Origin of the sequence: Streptomyces olivochromogenes (genome assembly GCF_021538895.1) — a bacterium.
Taxonomy (GTDB): Bacteria; Actinomycetota; Actinomycetes; order Streptomycetales; family Streptomycetaceae; genus Streptomyces; species Streptomyces olivochromogenes_A.
This window is the reverse complement of record NZ_JADDRL010000004.1, coordinates 178,196-197,976: the sequence shown is the minus strand read 5'-3', so window position 1 is coordinate 197,976 and position 19,781 is coordinate 178,196. Positions and strand designations below refer to the sequence as shown.

Sequence of the window (19,781 nt, the reverse complement as noted above, 5' to 3'; positions counted from 1 at the left end):
CGACCGCCACGGACCCGACCATGATCTGCCGGCTCTTGCGGCGCTCGGCGATCGGCCGGGGCGGCACCTCGGGGACGCCCAGGGGTACGGCGGTCATCGCGTCACTCCCGGTTCCCGGAGACCGTCTCGCGCATGGCCCGCAGCGACTCCTTGAGGGAGCCCATGGTGGCGAGGACGGCGGTGGGCTCGTAGCCGCAGTGCGCCATGCAGTTGGCGCAGCGCGGGTCCTTGCCCCGACCGTACTTGTCCCAGTCCGTCTTCTCGATCAGCTCGCGGTACGTCGGGACGTAGCCGTCGCTCATCAGGTAGCAGGGGCGCTGCCAGCCGAACAGCGAGTAGTTCGGGATCGCCCACGCGGTGCAGGGGAAGTCGACCTTGCCCTCCAGGAAGTCGAGGAACAGCGGCGAGTGGTTGAGCCGCCAGCGGCGCCGATTGCCGCCCGCGAAGGCCTTCTTGAACAGCTCGCGGGTCTGCTCCACACCCAGGAAGTGCTCCTGGTCGGGCGCCTTCTCGTAGGCGTACGCGGGCGAGATCATCATCTCGTCCACCTTCAGGTCGTCATTGAGGAAGTTGAGCACCTCGACGATCGTCTGCGGGGTGTCGGTGTTGAAGAAGGTCGAGTTGGTGGTCACCCGGAAGCCGCGCCGCTTGGCCTCCTTGATGGCCTCCACGGCCTCGTCGAACACGCCTTCCTTCGCAACGGACTCGTCGTGCCGTTCACGCAGCCCGTCGATGTGCACCGCGAAGGCGAAGTACGGCGAGGGCGTGAAGTCGTCCATCTTCTTGCGCAGCAGCATGGCGTTGGTGCAGAGGAAGACGTACTTCTTCTTGGCCACCAACTGCCGCACGATCTCGTCGATCTGAGGGTGCATCAGGGGTTCGCCGCCGGCGATGGACACCATGGGCGCGCCGGACTCCAGCACCGCTCCCACGGCCTGGGCGACGGGCATGCGCTGCTTGAGCACCCCGGCCGGGTGCTGGATCTTGCCGCAGCCCTCGCACTTGAGGTTGCAGGCGAAGAGCGGTTCCAGCTCGACGATGAGCGGAAACTTGTCCCGCCTGCGGAGCTTCTGTTCGGCCAAGTAAGTAGCGACCTTGATGGACTGACGCAGCGGCATGGCCATCTGGCTCACCTCCGGGGGAGCAGCAAAGAACGGTGCCATTCGAAGAAAGCGGGAAGGACGGAACGAAGGACGCGGAAAGCAGATATTCCACCGCGCACCGTGCCGATCCGGACGAGTTCGTGTTCAGGAGCGTCCACGACCACTCGGACGGCCGCAACCGGGCGCTCGCCTGCGCGGACGGCGCTCAGGAGCGTGGCCGCCGACTCCATGTCGACCGCGATTGCGCCGGTCGCGAGCAGATCGGACCGTTCGTGACCGCGGACGACGTGATCGGAACCGATGAGGGGTCCGGTGTGGACGGTGCGCCCGGGCAAGGTGCGGACGAGTTCCTTGACGAGCAGGTCGGTGCCCACGCACGGGACGTTCCCGTGCGGGTCCCGGGTCTCCTCGGCGACGACCAGGTCGCCGGGGTGCATGCCGGGGGCGAGCCCCGCGCAGAAGCCGGTGGCCAGGACCGCGGCGCCGGCCAGTGCGGGGTCGGCCAGCACCCGGGTGACGGAGCGCTGCGCCGCCTTGGGCCCCATGCCCGTCCGCAGGACCGTGACCGGCCCGCCCGCCCCGCCGCGGTCGCCCGCGCGCAGGGCGAGGTGCTCGATGCCGAGCGCGCAGGCGATCAGCAGCGGGGCCGTGGCGGGCTGTGCGCTCATCAGCTCCCCTTGGCCTCGGCGAGGGTCTCCTCGGCGGGTGACTCGGCGGGCTTGCCGATCCGATCGGCCTTCTCGGTGAAGGGCTCCCCGTGCACATAGCGGCCGAGCGCGGTGAGCGGGAAGACCTGCCGGTAGAGGTGGTAGTTGATGGAGAAGTCCCAGGGGAACCCGGTGCCGGTGAAGTACGGCTCGTCCCAGGAGCCGTCCGCCCGCTGGGTGGTGGCGAGCCACTCGATGCCGCGCTCCACGGCCTTGGAGTCCCGCTCCCCCGCCGCCAGCAGCGCCATCAGGGCCCATGCCGTCTGCGAGGCGGTGGAGGCGCCGCGGCCGCTCCACTCCTTGACGTACTTGTAGGAGCGCAGGTCCTCGCCCCAGCCGCCGTCGTCGTTCTGGACGGTCTCCAGCCAGGTCACGGCGCGGCGGATCGCCGGATGCGAGGCGGGCAGACCGGCGGCGGTCAGGGCGGGCACCACCGACCCGGTGCCGTAGACGTAGTTGACGCCCCAGCGCCCGAACCACGAGCCGTCCGGCTCCTGTTCGGCCAGCAGCCACTCGATGCCCCGCCGGGTGCGCGGGTCGTGGGCCAGGCCCTCGACCGCGAGCATCTCGACGACGTGCGCGGTGACGTCGGCCGAGGGCGGGTCGACGACCTCGCCGAAGTCGCAGAAGGGCAGCCGGTTGGGGAACGGGCTGGTGTTGTCGGCGTCGAAGGCGCCCCACGCGCCGTTCCTGGACTGCATCCCGAGGTTCCAGCGCACTCCGCGCCCGATCGCCTTGTCGACCCGTTCCGGGTCGTGGTGCCGGACGCGGCGCAGCGCGAGGACCACCTCGGCGGTGTCGTCGATGTCGGGATAGTTGTCGTTGTGGAACTCGAACGCCCAGCCGCCAGGCGGCAGTTGGGGTCGTCGCACGGACCAGTCGCCGGGCCGCACGATCTGCTCGCCCAGCATCCAGTCGGCGGCCTTGACGAGTTGCGGGTGGTCGGCGGGCACACCCGCGTCGGCGAGCGCGATGGTCGCCAGGCAGGTGTCCCACACCGGCGACTGGCACGCCTCGATCATCCGGGCGCCGTCCTCGCGCCACACGGCGTAACGATCCAGCGATTCCAGGCCGGCCCGCATCACGGGGTGCTGGAGGTCGTAGCCGAGCAGGTGCAGCGCGATGATCGAGTACACGGCGGGCGGCTGGATCCCGCCCCAGCAGCCGTCGTTCTCCTGGCGCTCGACGATCCAGCGGGCGGCGGAGTTCATCGCGGCCCGGCGCAGCCTGCGCACGGCGACGGCGCGGTAGCCGCGGACCACCTTGTCGAGGCGCTGGAAGAGGCCGTCCCAGGTCGTCGCCGGGGCGAGCGGCTGCGGCGGGTTGGGGAGGTCGGGGTCGGTGTGCAGCTCGTCGAGCGGGAAGGGTGCCGGACGCACCGGGCGCTTGGCCGAGACGACCGTGAGGGGCACGATGGTCTGCCGCGCCCAGCAGCCGAACCGGTAGATGCTGAGCGGGAACCACTTGGGGAAGTAGAGGAGTTCCGGCGGGAGTTCGGGCAGGTCCTCCCACTTCCACCAGCCGAACAGGGCCAGCCAGATCCGGGTGAACACGCGCGCCGCGGCGATGCCGCCCCGTTCCCGGACCCAGGCCGAGGCCTTCGCCATGTGGGGCTCTTCGGGCGCGTCACCGGCCAGTCGCAGGGCGACGTACGCCTCGACGGTGGCGGAGAGTTCGCCGGGCCCGCCGTAGAAGGTGGCCCAGGCGCCGTCCTCGCGCTGCTCGCCCCGGATGAAGAGCGCGGCGGCCTGGGTCGTGGCCTCGTCGCGGATGCCCAGGAACTGACGGAGCAGCAGGTCCTCGGCGTCCATCGTCACGTTGGTTTCGAGGTCGCCCTTCCACCAGCCCTCGGCGTCCTGCCCGGCCAGCAGGAAGTCGGTGGCCCGCTGTACGGCGCGTTCGGCGGCATCGTGCACCCCGGCCGCCACAGGGCTCGTGATGTCGGTTTCGCTGGCCGCGGCAGCGCGGGGAGGCAGTGCCCCGGGGCTTCCGTCGGTCGTCGCTGTCATGGCTTCCCCTTCGTGCAGTCGTGCGAGTCGTGCTGCTGTGGGTCCGCCGTCGGCCGGTACGCGTCGTGACTCGCGCCACCGGCCGGCGACTACGCGAGGGCTATTCGACCGATAGTGATCATCTCTTTCGTACGACGACGAAGTCGGCGAGCGCCGCGAACCGGTCCCGGACCATGGCGGGCATGTCGATGGCGTCGAGGGCTTCGAGGGCGATGGCGTACTGGCGGCGCGCCTCCTCGGCGGTCCACTCACGGCCGCCCGCCTCCTCGATGAGGGCCGCGCGGGCGGCGAACTCCTCCTCCGAGAAGTTCTCGAAGTCGCTGCTCTTGGCGTCGGCGGCGAGCATCTCGCCGAGCCGCTCGGAGGCGGAGCCGCCCGCCGCGAGCGCGGCCACGACCGGCAGCGACTTCTTGCGCTGGCGCAGGTCGCTCCAGGTCTGCTTGCCGGTCGCCTCCGGGTCGCCCCAGATGCCGAGCAGGTCGTCCACGGCCTGGAAGGCGAGGCCGAGGTGGTAGCCGTACTTCTCCAGCGTGTCGGCGGTGCGGTCGTCCGCGCCGCCGAGCACCGCGCCGATGGAGCTGGCGCAGGCGAGCAGGGCGCCGGTCTTGTTGCCCTCCATCTCCAGGCACTCCTCGACGCTGACCCGGTCGCGGTGTTCGTAGGAGATGTCCTGCGCCTGACCGTCGATCAGGGCGCGGGTGGCGGTGGTCAGCCGGCGGGTGGCCCGGCCGGCCTCGACGGTGCCGAGCTCCAGCAGGATCTCGTTGGCGAGGGCGAACAGGGCGTCGCCGACCAGGATGGCCTGGGCGGGGCCGTGCACCTTCCAGACGGTGTCACGGTGGCGGCGCTGCTCGTCGCCGTCCATCAGGTCGTCGTGCAGCAGCGAGAAGTTGTGCACCAGCTCGACGGCGACGGCGCCCGGGATGCCGACCGCGGGCGCGGCGCCGGTGACCTCGGCGGAGAGCACGGCGAGCGCGGGGCGCACGGCCTTGCCGCCGTCGCCGTCCGCGGGATTGCCCTGGGCGTCGATCCAGCCGAAGTGGTAGGCGGCGACCGTGTCCATGGGAGGTGCCAGGCGGTCGACGGCCGCCCGCAGTACCGGTGTGGCCAGGGTCCGGCCGCGCTCCAGGAGCGCGGTCACGTCCACCGCGGTCCGCCGCGCGGGCGTCGAGGCCGGGGGCACAGTGGGCACAGTCTCTCCTCTTGTTGCGGTACCGGGGGTGCGGGGGCCTGCCGTGTGCCGGTCGAGCATCACGCCGCCTCCTCGAAGTCGAAGAGGTGGCTGGGGCGGGGCCGGCCCAGGGTGCTCAGCGCGGCGTCGGCCGCGCTCACTCCACTGCGGACCGCACTCTCCATGGTCGCGGGCCACCCTGTGGCGGTCCACGCTCCGGCCAGGTAGAGGCCGGGGGCCTTGGTACGGGCGCCGGGCCGCAGCCGCCCGACGCCGGGGGTGGGGGCGAACGTGGCCGTGCGCTCCCGGGTGACGAAGAAGTCCCGCACCTGCGCGCCGCGCGCGGCGGGCAGCAATCGCTCCAGCTCGGGCAGATAGCGCTCCCGCAGCACGGCGACCGGCTCGTCGATCTCGTCCCGCGCGGCGGACTGGGACAGGGCGAGGTACTGGCCCGCGCGCAGCCCGGACGCCTCGGTGCGGTCGAAGACCCACTGCACCGGGGTGCCGAGCGCCGCGAAGAACGGCTTGGCGAGCACCTTGCGGTCGTAGACGACATGGACGTTGAGGATCGGCGCGGTGTCGATCGCCAGGAGGTTCTGGGGGGCGTCGAGGGCGCCGGGCGGCAGCAGCTCGTGGGCCTCGCGCTGCGGTACGGCGAGCACGACCACGTCGGCCACGAGTGTCTCGCCGGGAACCTGAACGCTCCAACTTCCGTTTTCGTTGGTAGAGATGGAGGTGACGCGTGTACGGACCCCGGTACGCACGCCCGCGGAGTCGAGCGCCTTGCGGGCCAGCCGGTCGTGCAGTTCACCCAGCGGGACGCGCGCCCAGCCGATGTCGGCCGCGCCCGGGTCGGACAGCAGACCGGTCTTGAACACCATCGCGGCGAGCCCCAGCGAGGCGTCGCCCGCGACCGCGTTGAGGGTGGCGACCCCGACCAGGTCCCACAGGGCCTCGACGGCACGCGCCGACTGGCCGTGTCCGGCCAGCCAGCTGCCGAAGTCCTGGGTGTCCAGGGTCGGATCGGCGAGGTCGAGCCCCTTGAGCGCGAGCGCGGCACGCCCCACCCTGGCCCGCTCGGCGAGCGACAGGTGCGGGTAGGCGGCCAGGCTCCGGCCCAGGTGCAGGGGTACGGGCAGCGGGTCGCGCCGCAGCCTGCCGAGGCGTCGGCCCGCGGGCTTGGAAACGTCGAGAACGGGCACGTCGAGACGATCCTGCAGTGGCGCCAGCGCCGTGCCGTCGACCCGGTCGAGGAACCAGCGGTAGGCGGTGCAGCAGCGCAGGTACACGTGCTGGCCGTTGTCGACGGTCAGGTCGCCGCGTTGGAAGGAGAAGGCCAGCCCGCCCAGGCGCGGCCTGCCTTCGAGCAGGGTGACCCGGACGCCCGCGTCCGCGAGGGCGAGCGCGGCGGTGATCCCGGCGAGTCCGCCGCCGACCACGACGGCGGTGCGCCCGGAGTGTTCCGGGTCGTCCGCCTGCGGCGTGTCCTGCCGCGTGCCGTCGGTCATCGTGCGTCCTTCCGTGCGGGCCCGCCGTGCTGGTTGAACACTGCACGGCAGGCTGTCGCAGTCAGGGACGCCGCGCCGCACCGGAGGGTTGCGTGCCGCTTTTCTCCGGTGGAGTCGCCTGGAACCGGACTGTCCATCAGGCACGCCTCCTGACGGTCCGCCGCGAGGCGTGCCGACGGGTGTCCAGCCCGGACAGTCCGCGCACGGCGACGTACGCCTTCTCGCGTCCGGGCAGCGAGACCCGGCCGCGCAGCACGGCCTCCGGCTCGCGCTCGATGCGGTCGAGCAGGCGGCGGTAGATGCCGGCCATGGCGGCGACACAGGCGCCGCTGCGCCGGTCGAGCATGGGGAGCAGCCGGTAGCCCTCGGCGAAAAGGGCGCGGGCCCGGCGCACTTCGAAGTGCACGAGGCCCGCGAAGTCGGAGCCCTCCGGTGGGGTCGGCCCGTTGAACCCGGCCGAGCAGCCGAACTTCGCGAGATCGTCCGCGGGCAGGTAGGTGCGCCCGCCCTCGGCGTCCTCGCGGACGTCCCTGAGGATGTTGGTCAGCTGCAGCGCGAGCCCGAGCGTGTCGGCGTATTCGGGTGCGCGCTCGGCGCCGTGCGCCCCCGGTTCCGTACCGAACACGCCGAGGGACAGACGCCCGATGGCGCCGGCCACACAGCGGCAGTAGACCTTCAGGTCGTCCCAGGTCTCGTACGTCTCGCCGCGTACGTCCATCTGGACGCCGTCGATGAGTTCGTCCAGGCCGCCGAGCGGGATCGGGAACGCCCGGGAGGCGTGCGCCAGGGCCACGGCGACCGGGTCGGTGTCGTCCTCGCCGACCGCGTCCTCGCGGATCCGGCCGAGCAGCGACCGGGTGTCCTCCAGCCGCGCGACCTTGACATCGTTGGCCAGCGCGCCGTCGCCGATGTCGTCGACGCGCCGGGAAAACGCGTACAGCGCCGACATCGCGCGGCGCTTCGGCGTCGGCAACAGCCTGATGCCGTACGCGAAGTTACGGGCCTGCTGCCCGGTGACGGCCTCGCAGTAGCTGTAGGCGGCGAGTACCGGTGCGGACACGTGTGCTGAGTCCACGGTCCGGATCACCCCTCTCCTCGCAGAATCACGCCCACCTCGCGCAGCAGCTGGACCTTGCCGGGCTTGGGCGGGCCGGGAAGTACGTCGTAATCAGCGGCGGCGACCGCGTGGATCGCCGCCCTTCCCCCCGCCACGAACCCCGCGAGCAGCAGCCTCAATCTGCCGTGGACGCTACCCACCAGGGGGGCGCCTTCATTCAGCAGATCGCCGGCGCGTTGCGCTTCGTATGCAACCAGGGCGCGCACCGATGCGCTCGCGGTTTCCGCGGCGAGATCCGCCTCCTGGACGTGAAAGCGCTTCATGTCCGTGGCGGGCAGGTAGATCCGGTCGCGGCCGAGGTCCTCGGCGACGTCCTGGAGGTGTTCCACGATCTGCAGTGCCGTGCAGATCGAGTCGGAGCGCCGGACCCGCTCGGGGGTCGTGGTGCCGGTGACGGCGAGGACGAGGCGGCCGACGGGGTTGGCCGACAGTTCGCAGTAGGCGAGGAGGTCCTCGTAGGTCTCGTACCGGGAGACGAGCTGGTCCTGGCGGTTGGCGGCGATCAGACCGAGGAAGGGTTCGGGGGTGAGCGAGTGGCGCTCGACGGTGGGCTGGAGGCGGCGCAGGATCGGGTGCTGCGGGGTGGAGTCGAACACGCGGTGCAGATCGGCCTCGAAGGCGTCGAGCAGCGCGAGCCGGTCCTCGGCCTCGGCGGCCGACACGCCGAGCAGGGCGGCGTCGGCGCCGCCCGGGGCCAGATCGCCGTCACCGATGTCGTCGACGAGGCGGGCGAAGCCGTACACCGCCATGAGGTCGTCGCGCCAGGCCTTGGGCAGGAAGAACGGGGCCACCGGGAAGTTCTCGTCCGCGGCCTTGTCCAGCGTGCCGCGCTCCGGATCACCGGAGGGCGCGGGGTGCGTTCGCGTCACCGCACGCTGCCCGCGGCGAGGACGGCACATGCTGCGTTGAGCTGGGGAGTTTCCGTAGCCATTGCCGTCACATCTCCCGTTCTACACTGCCGATCCGATACACACTATTTCGGACACGCCGCCCGGCCGTCCGTGGGGCGGCCCGGGTGCGGGTGTCGTGCATTATGGCCCTACTTGCCGCATTCGGGGACCGGTACAGCTTACGTTGTACAACGCAGCGAGGTCCGTCGGGGTGTCCTGCACATCACAACAACACACCGATTGGCGTCAAGATTCCTAAGCCCAGACCGAGTTGACGCTTCCTTTGCAGACGCGGGCCCCGCCGGAAAGGTTCCGGCGGGGCCCTCGGCGCTGCGGGCTACTTGCCCGTGAACTTCTCGTACTCCTTGAGCACCTCGTCGGTCGGGCCGTCCATGCGCAGCTCACCGCGCTCCAGCCACAGGACGCGGTTGCAGGTGTCGCGGATGGACTTGTTGTTGTGACTGACCAGAAACACGGTGCCGGCTTCCTTGCGCAGCTCCCGGATGCGTTCCTCGGAGCGCTTCTGGAACTTGCGGTCACCGGTGGCCAGCGCCTCGTCGATCATGAGGACGTCGTGGTCCTTGGCGGCGGCGATGGAGAAGCGGAGACGGGCCGCCATGCCGGAGGAGTAGGTGCGCATCGGCAGGGTGATGAAGTCGCCCTTCTCGTTGATGCCCGAGAAGTCGACGATGTCCTGATAGCGCTCCTTGACCTGCTCCCGGGACATGCCCATCGCGAGCCCGCCCAGGATGATGTTCCGCTCGCCCGTGAGGTCGTTCATGAGGGCCGCGTTGACGCCGAGCAGCGAGGGCTGGCCGTCGGTGAAGACCTTGCCCTTCTCGGCGGGCAGCAGGCCGGCGATGGCGCGCAGCAGGGTGGACTTGCCGGAGCCGTTGGAGCCGATCAGGCCGATGGCCTCGCCCCGGTAGGCGACGAAGGAGACACCGCGCACGGCGTGCACCTTGCGTACGCCCCGCTCCTCCCCCCGCTTGAGTATGCGGCTGAGCGCGGCGGTGGCGCTGCCCTTGCCGGTCTTGGCGCCGTGCACGCGGTAGACGATGTGCAGCTCGTCCGAGATGACGGTGGGGATCTTGGCCCCGATGTTGTCGTCGTTCTGTTCAGCCACGGCCGTACCGCTCCTCCGCCTTCCAGAAGTACACGAAGCCGCCGGCGAAGACGGCCACGGCCCAGAAGAGGGCGATGGCCCACACGTGCGGCGGGAGGTTCGAGGCGCCGTAGCCGTCGATGAGCGCGAAGCGCATCAGGTCCATGAAGACGGCGGCCGGGTTGACCTCCATCGCGCGGACCACCCACTCCGGGCGGCCGGCCATCATGTGGTTGATCGAGAACATGACGCCGGACATGTACATCCAGGTGCGCAGGATGAACGGCATCAGCTGGGCGAGGTCCGGGGTCTTGGCGCCCATCCGGGCCACGGCCAGCGCGAGCCCGGTGTTGAAGAGGAACTGCAGCGCCAGGATCGGAAGGATCAGCAGCCAGGACAGGCTCGGGTAGCTGCCGAAGCCGATCGCGACGACGAACAGCACGATCATCGAGAAGAGCAGCTGCTGGAGCTGCTGGAGCGCGAAGGAGATGGGCAGCGAGGCGCGCGGGAAGTGCAGCGCCCGCACCAGGCCGAGGTTCCCGGAGATCGCGCGCACGCCGGACATGATCGAGCTCTGGCTGAAGGTGAACACGAACACACCCGTGACCAGGAACGGGATGTAGATGTCCTGGGACATGCCCCGGCTCGCGTGCAGGATGACGCCGAAGACGAAGTAGTACACGCCGGCGTTCAGCAGCGGTGTGGCCACCTGCCACAACTGGCCGAGCTTGGCCTGGCTGTACTGGGCGGTCAGCTTCGCCTGGGAGAAGGCGAGGATGAAGTGCCGCCGACCCCACAGCTGACGGACGTACTCGACGAGCGATGGCCGGGCGCCGCTCACGGCGAGCCCGTACTTGGCGGCGAGCTGGGTCGCCGTCAGTCCCTCGTCGGGCGACGGAGCCGCGGTCACCGCGACTCCGACGTCATGGGTGGTCTCACTCACGGGTGGAAACTTTCGTCTTCGAGGTCGTCTTCGTCGTCTTCGGTTCGCCCGGAGGCCGCTTCGTCGTGCGCGGCGTCCCATGGACGAGCTTGTCAGATGACGGGGGGCCGGCCCAGTCGGGTCAGCCGCCACACCGTACGCCACTTCATGGGCCTGCGGGGACCGCACGGTCCGGCCCAGCCTTCCCGGAAACCGCCGAACCATGCCTTCAGGGCCGGCCGGGAGGGGCGGCGCAGCAGGGTGAGCGCCATCCAGACCCCGAGGTAGACGGGGACCAGGAGCGCGGGGAGGTTGCGGCGGGCCAGCCAGACGCGGTTGCGGGCGACCATGCGGTGGTACACCGCGTGCCGGGAGGGCGCGGTCGTCGGGTGGTAGAGCACCATGTCGGACCGGTAGTCGATCATCCAGCCGGCGTCGAGGGCCCGCCAGGCCAGGTCGGTCTCCTCGTGCGCGTAGAAGAACTCGTCGGGCAGACCGCCGACTTCGGCGAAGACCCGGGTGCGCACCGCGTTGGCGCCGCCGAGGAAAGTGGTGACCCGGGAGGAGCGCATCGGGTCGGCGGCGCGCAGCCGCGGCACGTGCCGGCGCTGGGTGACGCCGGTGTCCGGGTCGGCGATGCGGAAACTGATGATGCCGAGGTCCGGGTCGGCGGCGAAGGCCTGCCGGCACAGTTCGGCGGTGTCGTGCGTGGCGAGGAGGCCGTCGTCGTCGAGGAACAGCAATATGTCGACGTCGCGGCCGCTGGGGCCGAAGGCCTCCGTGCCGACGTTGCGGCCGCCGGGGATGCCCAGGTTCTCGGGCAGCTCCAACGTCCGCACGCCCTCGGGGACGTCCGGGACCGGCGAGCCGTTGCCGACGACGACCACCTGGACCCGGTCGCCGTCCTGCTTGGCGACCGAGTCGAGCAGTGCCCTGAGCTCGTCGGGGCGGTTGCCCATGGTGATGATCACCGCGCCGACCTTCAGCGGGGCCGAGATGTCCACGGCGCTCACCTCAGCCTGCTCGACGCGAGGATGGACACCAGGTGCAGCACGGTCTGCAGCAGTGCGATCCCGGCGAGCACGGCGGTGCCGAGCCGGGTGAAGAACAGGTCGCCCCTGATCTGGTCCGCGATGGCGAGGAGCAGGATCAGCAGGGAGGCCTCGATGCCGAGGATCAGCCGGTGGAACTTGAGGGCCGCGGCGGCCCGGCGGGCCAGCGCCATGCCGGACGAACGCGGCTCGGACGCCGCCTCCTTGACCGGCTCCAGGCCGGCCTGGTGCCGGGCGACGCCGACCAGGTCGGTCTCGGCCTTGATCAGGATCGCGCCGAGCGCGGCGAGGGTGCCGAGGAAGGCCCACAGCCAGTCGACGCGCCCGCTCCCCCACAGGTCGGCGGCGCGCAGGCCGAGGCCGACCAGGACGGCCGCGTCGGTCAGATAGGCGCCGACCCGGTCCAGATAGACCCCGCCGAGCGAGTACTGCTTCTTCCAGCGGGCGATCTCGCCGTCGACGCAGTCCAGCAGCAGGTACAGCTGGGTGGCGACCACGCCGAGCACGGCGCCCGCGATCCCCGGCACCAGCAGGGCCGGGGCCGCGAGCACACCGCAGACGGTCATCAGGTACGTGAGCTGGTTGGGCGTGACCCTGGTGTTCACCAGATAGCGGTCGACGCGCAGGGACACCTCGCGCATGTAGAGGCGTCCCGCCCAGTGCTCACCGCTGCGCCGGTCCTTCACCCCCGCGGGGTGGACGACCGGACGGAGTTCAGCTACCGATGGCCTTGACATAGTCGACGTAGATGTCCTTGATCTGGTGGGTCTTGAGGTCGAGGTGTTCGAGGATCGTGTAGCGGCCGGGCCGGGTCTCCGGGGCGAACTCGACGACCCGGACGAACTCGTCGACGGTGAAGCCGATCTCCTCCGGCAGCACGGGCAGCCCGTGCCGGCGCAGGACCTCGGCCATGTACACCGACTCCTCGTGGGCCCCGCGCAGGTACATCGCGAAGGCCGCCCCCAGGCCGCACTGCTCGCCGTGGCTCGCGGCGCGCTTGGGGAAGAGCAGGTCGAAGGCGTGGTTGATCTCGTGGCAGGAGCCCGAGGCGGGCCGGGAGTCGCCCGAGATCGACATCGCGATGCCGGTGAGGACCAGCGCCTCGGCGAGCACCTGGAGGAAGTCGCTGTCCCCGATGCCGCCGGGGTGGCGCAGCACCGCCTCGCCCGCCTGGCGGGCCATGGCGGAGGCGAGGCCGTCGATCTTCTCGCCGGTGACGCGGTTGGACAGCTCCCAGTCCGCGATCGAGTTGATGTTGGAGACGGCGTCACCGATCCCGGCGCGCACGAACCGGGCCGGCGCCTGGCGGATCACGTCCAGGTCGATCACGACCGCGATCGGGTTCGGCACGCCGTAGGAGCCGCGGCCCGCGTCGTTGTCGAGGGTCGCGACCGGCGAGCACAGGCCGTCGTGCGCGAGGTTCGTCGGCACGGCGACCAGCGGGAGACCCACCCGGGCCGCCGCGAACTTGGCGCAGTCGATGATCTTGCCGCCGCCGAGGCCCACGACCGCGTCGTAGCGGCCGGCCTTGATGTCGCCGGCCAGCCGGATGGCGTCGTCGAGGGTGCCGCCGCCGACCTCGTACCAGCTGGCGCCGGGCAGCGAGGGGGCGATGCGCCGGGCCAGTTGCGCGCCGGAGCCGCCGCTGACCGCGACGGCGAGCCGGCCGGACTGCGAGATGCGCTGGTCGGCGAGCACGGAGGCCAGGTCGTCGAGGGCACCCGGGCGGATGTCCACGACGACCGGCGACGGGATGAGCCGGGTCAGTACTGGCACGCGATCTCCCGTCCCCTGGCGAGATCGTCGTGGTTGTCGATCTCGACCCACCGGACGTCGCCGATCGGCGCCGTGTCGATCCGGAAGCCGCGGTTGACGAGCTCCTGGTAGCCGTGCTCGTAGAACTGCTGCGGGTCGGACTGCCACACGGTCTTCAGCGCGTCGGCCAGTTCGGGGGCGGCGTCGCCCTCGATGAGGGTGACGCCGATGTACTCGCCGGTGGCCTCGGCGGGGTCCATCAGCTTGGTGATCTTCGTCATGCCCTTCTCGGGGTGGACGACGACCTTCATCTCCTCGTCGGCCAGCGACTTCACCGTGTCGAGGGCGAGGATGATCTTCTTGCCGTCGCCGCGGGCGGCGAGCAGCGTCTTCTCGACGGAGACCGGGTGCACGGTGTCGCCGTTGGCGAGGATCACACCGTCCTTGAGGGCGTCACGGCCGCACCACAGGGAGTAGGCGTTGTTCCACTCCTCGGCCTTGTCGTTGTCGATGAGGGTGAGCTGGAGGCCGTACTTCGCCTCCAGCGCCGCCTTGCGCTCGTACACGGCCTCCTTGCGGTAGCCGACGATGATCGCGACCTCGGTCAGGCCGATCTCGGCGAAGTTGCCGAGTGTGAGGTCGAGCACCGTGATCGAGTCCTCTATACCCGCGGGGCCCACCGGCACCAGAGCCTTGGGAAGGCTGTCGGTGTAGGGGCGCAGGCGCCTTCCGGCGCCGGCCGCCAGCACGAGGCCGATCATGCGGGTTCTCCTTCATCGTGTACGGCGGGCGCGCCACCCTTGTGGGCGGTCACCCAGAACCGGATGCTCTCGACGAGCACCACGAGGGCGACGGCCACGGCGAGGACCGTGAGCGCGCCCCTGAACTGCGCAGGGGTGAGCAGCGCGGCGAGCACCGTGACGAGCAGCGTGCGCCCCTCCTGCCCCCCGATCGCGCGCACCAGCCAGGCCGGCGGCGCTCCGGCGTTGCCGCGGATGCGGTACACCGTGTCGTAGTGATGGTAGGCGACGGCGGCCACCAGGCCGAAAGTCGCGGGAAGCGCTCTGTTCACCCCCGCTTCAACCGCGAGGGCGAGCACGGTGCCGTATTCGGCGGCCCGGAAGAAGGGCGGGACCAGCCAGTCGAGGGCGCCCTTGAGCGGGCGGGCGACGGCAAGCGCCGAGGTCAGGACGTAGAAGGCGGCCGCGGCGACGGGCAGCGCCCCGCCGAAGCCGGTGAGCGCGGAGGCGGTCACCACGGCGGCGCCGCCGAGCAGGGCGACGGCGGGGACCGCGAAGCCGGGCAGGCCCCTGCCCAGGACGCGGGCGAGGCCCTGGGCGAGCGGGCCAAAGTCGGCGAGGTCCGCCAGCGCCAGCGCGGCCCGGTCGGTCCGCCGCGCCCTGCGGGTCAGGGACCGCAGCACGCGTCCCGCTGTGGTGTATGTCGCAGCGAGGGCGCAGCCGACGAGCAGCGCGTAGAGGGTGATCCGGGGAGTCGTCAGCGCCGTCAGGACGGCGATCATGGCCCATCGTTCGCCGATGGGCAGGACTATCATCCGGCGCGCCCAGACCGTCCAGCCGACACTGTCGAGCTTGCCGGACAGGGCCGCGGTGGGGCTGGTGTTGGCGGTGGCGTCGGGATCCCCGACGTTCGCCTCGTTGAAGGAGAAATCCACCACGTGCCGGCAGGTCTGCAGGATCATCGCGCCGAGCGCGAGGGCCCATACGTCGTCGCCGCCGCGCGCCGCGCCGAGCGCGAGGCCCGCGTAGTACGCGTACTCCTTGGCCCGGTCGAAGGTCGCGTCGAGCCAGGCGCCCAGCGTGGAGTACTGCAGGGAGTAGCGGGCGAGCTGGCCGTCGGTGCAGTCCAGGACGAACGAGAAGATCAGCAGGACACCGGCGGCGACGAAGCCGGGCCGGGTGCCGGTGGCCGCGCAGCCGGCCGCGATCAGCGCGGTGAGCAGCGAGGCCGTGGTGACCTGGTTCGGGGTCAGACCGCGGCGCGCGCACCAGCGGGCGAGGTAGCGCGAGTACGGGCTGATGAAGAACGTGGTGAAGAAGCCGTCGCGGGCCTTCACGGCCGACTTCAGGCGTACGGCCTCGTCGTCGACGGCGTCCACGGCCTGCCGTGCCTCGTTGCGGGCCTGCGGGTCGGCGGGGACGGCGGCGACGAGGCTGCCGAGCTCGGGGCGGTGCACCTCGGCGCCGTCGGTGCCGAGGGCGGTGACGATCCGGTCGGCGAGGCTGTCGACGGCGACCGCCGTGCCACCGCCGGCCGAGGCCTCCCGCGCCATCGCCCGGGTCAGGGCCTCACGGCCGGCCGGCTGCGCGGTCACGGCGCCGGTGACCGCGGCGAGCGGGAAGCGGGGGTCGGTCAGGCCGAGGCGCAGCGCGTGCGGGTGCCCGACGAAGCGGGAGTCGACGAGGGCCACCCGCTGGTCCGCCGGGACGGCGGCGAGGAGCATCTCGGTGTCGGCGGCGTCCGCGGCCACCCGCACCTCGAAGCCGAGGGACCGCAGATCGCCTTCGAGCGACGATCCGGGGACCGGCTGACCGGTCACGATGGCGGTCGACAACCGAACTCACTCCCTGGGTGCCGACGCGCCTGCGCCGGTCGTCTGCGTGCTGGGTGCGCCGCTTGTCCGTGACAGCCGGGCGGCATTGTCGGCAGAGGCTATCGGATGACCGGAAGATTGTGTTCACCGACCGTTCACGGACAGGTCGACGCGGTCTGTACTGGCCTTTGCCGCGATCATCATGGGTGATCAAGGGTCCGCCCCACAAACCACGGCCCGCGTATCCACCGGGACCGGGCATCCGGGACACCGGTGGGCCCGGTGAGCCGTCGGCATAGGGTGGGCGACCATGACTTGGCTGATCACCGGCGGTGCCGGATACATCGGGGCGCATGTGGCGCGGGCCATGGCGGCCGACGGGGAGCGCGTCGTGGCGCTGGACGACCTGTCGGCCGGAGTGCCCGCGCGGCTCCCGGCGGACGTGCCGCTCGTCACGGGTTCCACGATGGACGCGGACCTGCTGAGGCGGGTCTTCGCCGAGCACGAGGTGACCGGTGTGGTGCATCTCGCGGCCCGCAAGCAGGTCGCCGAGTCGGTGGACCGCCCCACCTACTACTACCGGGAGAACGTGGGCGGTCTCGGCACGCTCCTGGACGCGGTCGCCGAGGCCGGGATCGAGCGGTTCCTGTTCTCCTCGTCGGCGGCGGTCTACGGCAACCCGGATGTGGACCTGATCACAGAGGACACCCCGTGCGCCCCGGTGAACCCGTACGGCGAGACCAAGCTCACCGGTGAGTGGCTCGTCCGGGCGGCGGGCCGGGCGCACGGCATCGCGACGGTGTGCCTGCGCTACTTCAACGTGGCGGGCGCGGCCGCCCCCGAGCTGGCCGACATGGGCGTCTTCAACATCGTCCCCATGGTCTTCGACCGGCTCACCCGCGACGAGGCCCCACGGATCTTCGGCGACGACTACCCCACCCCGGACGGCACCTGCGTCCGGGACTACATCCACGTGGCCGATCTCGCCGAGGCGCACCTCGCGGCGGCCCGGCGGCTCGCCGGGGCGGGCCCGGCCGGCGACCTGACCGTGAACATCGGGCGCGGTGAGGGCGTTTCGGTCCGCGAACTGATCTCGGTCATCGGCGAGGTCACCGGCGACCGGCGCGCGCCCGTCGTCGAGGGCCGCCGCCCCGGTGACGCCCCGCGCGCGGTCGCCTCGGCCGCACGGGCCGCCGGGGAACTGGGCTGGCGGGCCCGGCGCACCGTGCCCGAGATGGTCGGGTCCGCCTGGCAGGGCTGGCGGCTGCACCACGGCCAGTGAGCCGGCACCACCCTGACCTGCGGTTCGTTTCCGCAGGTCAGGGCACATGACAACGGTGTTCAGTGCCGCGTTGCCGGATACCCCCCACCCGTAGTTCACTGTGATCCCGGGCGGAACACAGGGCGGAACACAGGAGGGTGCGTCTCATGGGGGTTGGGCACGACCACGGGCACGCGCACGCGCACGCCCCGGCCACCGGGACGGCGGCAGCGGCGTACCGCGGGCGGCTGCGCGGTGCGCTGGCGATCACGCTCTTCGTGATGGTGGTCGAGGTCGTCGGCGGTGTGCTCGCGGATTCACTCGCGCTCATCGCGGACGCGGCGCACATGGCCACGGACGCCCTGGGTCTGGGCATGGCGCTGCTCGCCATCCACTTCGCGAGCCGCCCGCCGAGCGCCCACCGCACCTTCGGCCTCGCCCGCGCGGAGATCCTGGCGGCGCTCGCCAACTGTCTGCTGCTGCTCGGCGTCGGCGGATACGTCCTGTACGAGGCGATCCAGCGGTTCTTCACGCCGGCGGACACCGCGGGCGGCGTGATGATCGTGTTCGGCGCGATCGGTCTGGTCGCGAACATGATCTCGCTCACGCTGCTCATGAAGGGTCAGCGGGAGAGCCTGAACGTTCGAGGAGCGTTCCTGGAGGTGGCCGCGGACGCGCTGGGCTCGGTGGCCGTGATGGTCTCGGCGGCCGTGATCCTGACCACGGGCTGGCAGGCCGCCGACCCGATCGCCTCGCTGCTCATCGGCGTGATGATCGTCCCTCGTACGCTGAAGCTGCTGCGCGAGACCCTCGACGTGCTGCTGGAGGCGGCCCCCAAGGACGTCGACATGGCGGAGGTGCGGTCCCACATCCTGGCGCTGGACGGCGTCGAGGACGTCCACGACCTGCACGCCTGGACGATCACCTCCGGGATGCCCGTGCTGTCCGCGCACGTGGTGGTCCGCTCGGACGTGCTGAACGCCATCGGCCACGAGAAGATGCTGCACGAGCTGCAGGGCTGCCTGGGCCATCACTTCGACGTGGAGCACTGCACCTTCCAGCTGGAGCCGGGCGGGCACGCGGAGCACGAGGCGCGGCTGTGTCACTGACGGCGTGAGGCCGTTCCCGGCCTTCGTCGGCCTTCATCTGCCCTCGCCGGCCCTCGTCGCGGCCGGAGCGCGACGGCGCCCGGTCACCCTTGCGTCCTGGTGTTCGAGACCCCTCGACGGGTTCCCGGCACCACCGGCCGGGCACGATCGTCCCGCGGGTTCCTCTTCCGGCGTGGCCCGTGCCGGGAAGTGCCGGGAGTGCCGGATTCGTACGGCAGACTTGGGGTGCGAAGACCGAGGCGAAGGATGGGTATGCCGATCACACCTGCCACCGAGACGCACAGCTCGTCGAACGGCACCGCGGACGCGATTTTGCTGGAACTCGTCGACGAGAAGGGTGTGACGATCGGCACGGCGGAGAAGCTCGCCGCCCATCAGCCGCCGGGGCAGCTGCACCGGGCCTTCTCGGTGTTCCTCTTCGACGAGCGCGGCCGGCTGCTGCTCCAGCAGCGGGCGCTCGGCAAGTACCACTCCCCCGGTGTGTGGTCCAACACCTGCTGCGGCCACCCCTACCCCGGTGAGGCGCCCTTCGCGGCGGCGGCCCGGCGGACGTACGAGGAGCTGGGCGTCTCCCCGTCGCTGCTCGCCGAGGCGGGCACGGTCCGCTACAACCACCCGGACCCGGCCTCGGGCCTGGTCGAGCAGGAGTACAACCACCTGTTCGTCGGCATGGTGCAGGCCCCCCTCGCGCCGGACTCGCAGGAGGTCGGGGCGACCGCCTTCGTGACCCCGGCCGAGCTGGCTCAGCGGCACGCGAGGGACACCTTCTCGGCCTGGTTCATGACCGTCCTGGACGCGGCCCGCCCGGCGGTCAGGGAGCTGACGGGCCCGTCCGCGGGCTGGTGAGAAGGCTCACGCGAGCGGTACGGGTCCGACGGTTCACACGAGCCGTACGGGTTTGAGCGGCAGGGCGGCCCAGATCACCTTGCCGCCGCTCGACGTGTGCTCGACGTCGACGGCCCCGCCCGCCTCGCGGGCCACCTCGCGGACCAGGAGCAGGCCCCGGCCGCCCGTCTGGCCGTGGTCGGCCTCCAGGGCGGTCGGGCGGTAGGGATGGTTGTCCTCCACCGACACCCGCACCCACTCGGCCCCGACGGCCACCTCCACGGCGAGCATCGGCGACAGCAGCGCCGCGTGCTTGACCGCGTTGGTGACCAGTTCGGAGACGATCAGCAGCAGTCCGTGCACCAGGTCGTCCGAGACCGGCACGCCCTGGCGCAGGAGCAGATCCCGTACGGCGTGTCGCGCCTGCGGGACCGAGGCGTCGACGGCGGCGGCGGTGAACCGCCAGACCCCCTCGTACGGCAGTGGGTCAGGCGTCCGCCGGTCGCCCCCCTGGGGGCGCGGGTCGTACCCGCGCCCGTGGTTCTCCATCGTCCGGTCGCCACCCTCGCGCTCGATTGTCACCACACGTCGAGTGTTGGTAACGACGTGCTCCACTCCGCCTGACTGAACACAAGTCAGCTGTTATCGAGCGGTTCTGACCGTTGGCGTATGACATGGTCAGTTGTGGGACTG

At 71.3% G+C, this 19,781-nt stretch carries 19 protein-coding genes; 3 read left to right on the top strand and 16 right to left on the bottom strand.

Annotated elements, in window-relative coordinates; translation table 11 throughout:
• Window positions 1-101: 101 nt before the first annotated feature.
• From hpnH to IPZ69_RS03590, 15 genes are all read right to left on the bottom strand, one after another.
• The gene (gene hpnH, locus IPZ69_RS03655) at window positions 102-1,124 is read right to left on the bottom strand and encodes an adenosyl-hopene transferase HpnH (RefSeq protein WP_235452173.1); all 1,023 of its coding nucleotides are present in this window, start codon (window positions 1,122-1,124) and stop codon (window positions 102-104) included.
• A 5-nt stretch (window positions 1,125-1,129) separates the two neighbouring features.
• Entirely contained in the window at window positions 1,130-1,771 is a 642-nt protein-coding gene (locus IPZ69_RS03650) for a phosphorylase family protein (RefSeq protein ID WP_235452172.1), read from the bottom strand.
• The gene (gene shc / locus IPZ69_RS03645; protein WP_235452171.1) at window positions 1,771-3,819 is read right to left on the bottom strand and encodes a squalene--hopene cyclase; all 2,049 of its coding nucleotides are present in this window, start codon (window positions 3,817-3,819) and stop codon (window positions 1,771-1,773) included. The genes IPZ69_RS03650 and shc overlap by 1 nt, the downstream gene beginning before the upstream one ends.
• A gap of 118 nt (window positions 3,820-3,937) precedes the next feature.
• Window positions 3,938-5,002 (bottom strand): polyprenyl synthetase family protein, encoded by a 1,065-nt coding sequence (locus IPZ69_RS03640; protein WP_235452182.1) that lies wholly within the window; start codon window positions 5,000-5,002, stop codon window positions 3,938-3,940.
• A gap of 68 nt (window positions 5,003-5,070) precedes the next feature.
• A complete protein-coding gene (gene hpnE / locus IPZ69_RS03635) occupies window positions 5,071-6,498 on the bottom strand; it encodes a hydroxysqualene dehydroxylase HpnE (RefSeq protein WP_235452170.1) in 1,428 nt (475 codons plus the stop codon).
• Entirely contained in the window at window positions 6,495-6,635 is a 141-nt protein-coding gene (locus IPZ69_RS47690; RefSeq protein WP_374292706.1) for a DUF6380 family protein, read from the bottom strand. Before IPZ69_RS47690 ends, hpnE begins: the two co-directional genes overlap by 4 nt.
• Window positions 6,635-7,585 carry a presqualene diphosphate synthase HpnD gene (gene hpnD / locus IPZ69_RS03630; RefSeq protein ID WP_235452169.1) on the bottom strand — a complete coding sequence of 317 codons (951 nt, stop codon included), beginning with the start codon at window positions 7,583-7,585 and terminating at the stop codon, window positions 6,635-6,637. The genes IPZ69_RS47690 and hpnD overlap by 1 nt, the downstream gene beginning before the upstream one ends.
• A complete protein-coding gene (gene hpnC / locus IPZ69_RS03625) occupies window positions 7,582-8,514 on the bottom strand; it encodes a squalene synthase HpnC (RefSeq protein ID WP_235452168.1) in 933 nt (310 codons plus the stop codon). Before hpnC ends, hpnD begins: the two co-directional genes overlap by 4 nt.
• 328 nt (window positions 8,515-8,842) lie before the next feature.
• Window positions 8,843-9,631 (bottom strand): ABC transporter ATP-binding protein, encoded by a 789-nt coding sequence (locus IPZ69_RS03620; protein ID WP_235452167.1) that lies wholly within the window; start codon window positions 9,629-9,631, stop codon window positions 8,843-8,845.
• Window positions 9,624-10,553: an ABC transporter permease gene (locus IPZ69_RS03615; protein WP_235452166.1), complete on the bottom strand. Its 930-nt coding sequence runs from the start codon at window positions 10,551-10,553 to the stop codon at window positions 9,624-9,626. The genes IPZ69_RS03620 and IPZ69_RS03615 overlap by 8 nt, the downstream gene beginning before the upstream one ends.
• A gap of 92 nt (window positions 10,554-10,645) precedes the next feature.
• Window positions 10,646-11,518: a glycosyltransferase family 2 protein gene (locus IPZ69_RS03610; protein ID WP_235452181.1), complete on the bottom strand. Its 873-nt coding sequence runs from the start codon at window positions 11,516-11,518 to the stop codon at window positions 10,646-10,648.
• A gap of 23 nt (window positions 11,519-11,541) precedes the next feature.
• Entirely contained in the window at window positions 11,542-12,321 is a 780-nt protein-coding gene (locus IPZ69_RS03605; RefSeq protein WP_235452165.1) for a CDP-alcohol phosphatidyltransferase family protein, read from the bottom strand.
• Window positions 12,299-13,360, bottom strand: coding sequence for an iron-containing alcohol dehydrogenase family protein (locus IPZ69_RS03600; RefSeq protein WP_235452164.1), 1,062 nt, complete (start codon window positions 13,358-13,360; stop codon window positions 12,299-12,301). The genes IPZ69_RS03605 and IPZ69_RS03600 overlap by 23 nt, the downstream gene beginning before the upstream one ends.
• Complete coding sequence (locus IPZ69_RS03595; RefSeq protein WP_235452163.1) at window positions 13,348-14,100, bottom strand: phosphocholine cytidylyltransferase family protein; 753 nt, start codon at window positions 14,098-14,100, stop codon at window positions 13,348-13,350. The genes IPZ69_RS03600 and IPZ69_RS03595 overlap by 13 nt, the downstream gene beginning before the upstream one ends.
• On the bottom strand, window positions 14,097-15,914 hold the full coding sequence (locus IPZ69_RS03590; RefSeq protein ID WP_235452162.1) for a DUF5941 domain-containing protein: 1,818 nt from the start codon (window positions 15,912-15,914) through the stop codon (window positions 14,097-14,099). The genes IPZ69_RS03595 and IPZ69_RS03590 overlap by 4 nt, the downstream gene beginning before the upstream one ends.
• Window positions 15,915-16,203: 289 nt before the next feature.
• On the opposite strand from IPZ69_RS03590, the gene galE reads away from it, so the two are divergent.
• From galE to idi, 3 genes are all read left to right on the top strand, one after another.
• The gene (galE, locus tag IPZ69_RS03585) at window positions 16,204-17,175 is read left to right on the top strand and encodes a UDP-glucose 4-epimerase GalE (protein WP_235452161.1); all 972 of its coding nucleotides are present in this window, start codon (window positions 16,204-16,206) and stop codon (window positions 17,173-17,175) included.
• Window positions 17,176-17,321: 146 nt separating this feature from the next.
• Window positions 17,322-18,263, top strand: a complete 942-nt coding sequence (locus tag IPZ69_RS03580) for a cation diffusion facilitator family transporter (protein WP_235452160.1) — start codon at window positions 17,322-17,324, stop codon at window positions 18,261-18,263.
• A gap of 252 nt (window positions 18,264-18,515) precedes the next feature.
• Window positions 18,516-19,109 (top strand): isopentenyl-diphosphate Delta-isomerase, encoded by a 594-nt coding sequence (gene idi / locus IPZ69_RS03575; RefSeq protein WP_235452159.1) that lies wholly within the window; start codon window positions 18,516-18,518, stop codon window positions 19,107-19,109.
• Between the two features lie 33 nt (window positions 19,110-19,142).
• On the opposite strand, the gene IPZ69_RS03570 is transcribed toward idi, so the two are convergent.
• A complete protein-coding gene (locus tag IPZ69_RS03570) occupies window positions 19,143-19,637 on the bottom strand; it encodes an ATP-binding protein (protein ID WP_235452180.1) in 495 nt (164 codons plus the stop codon).
• Window positions 19,638-19,781 lie beyond the last annotated feature (144 nt).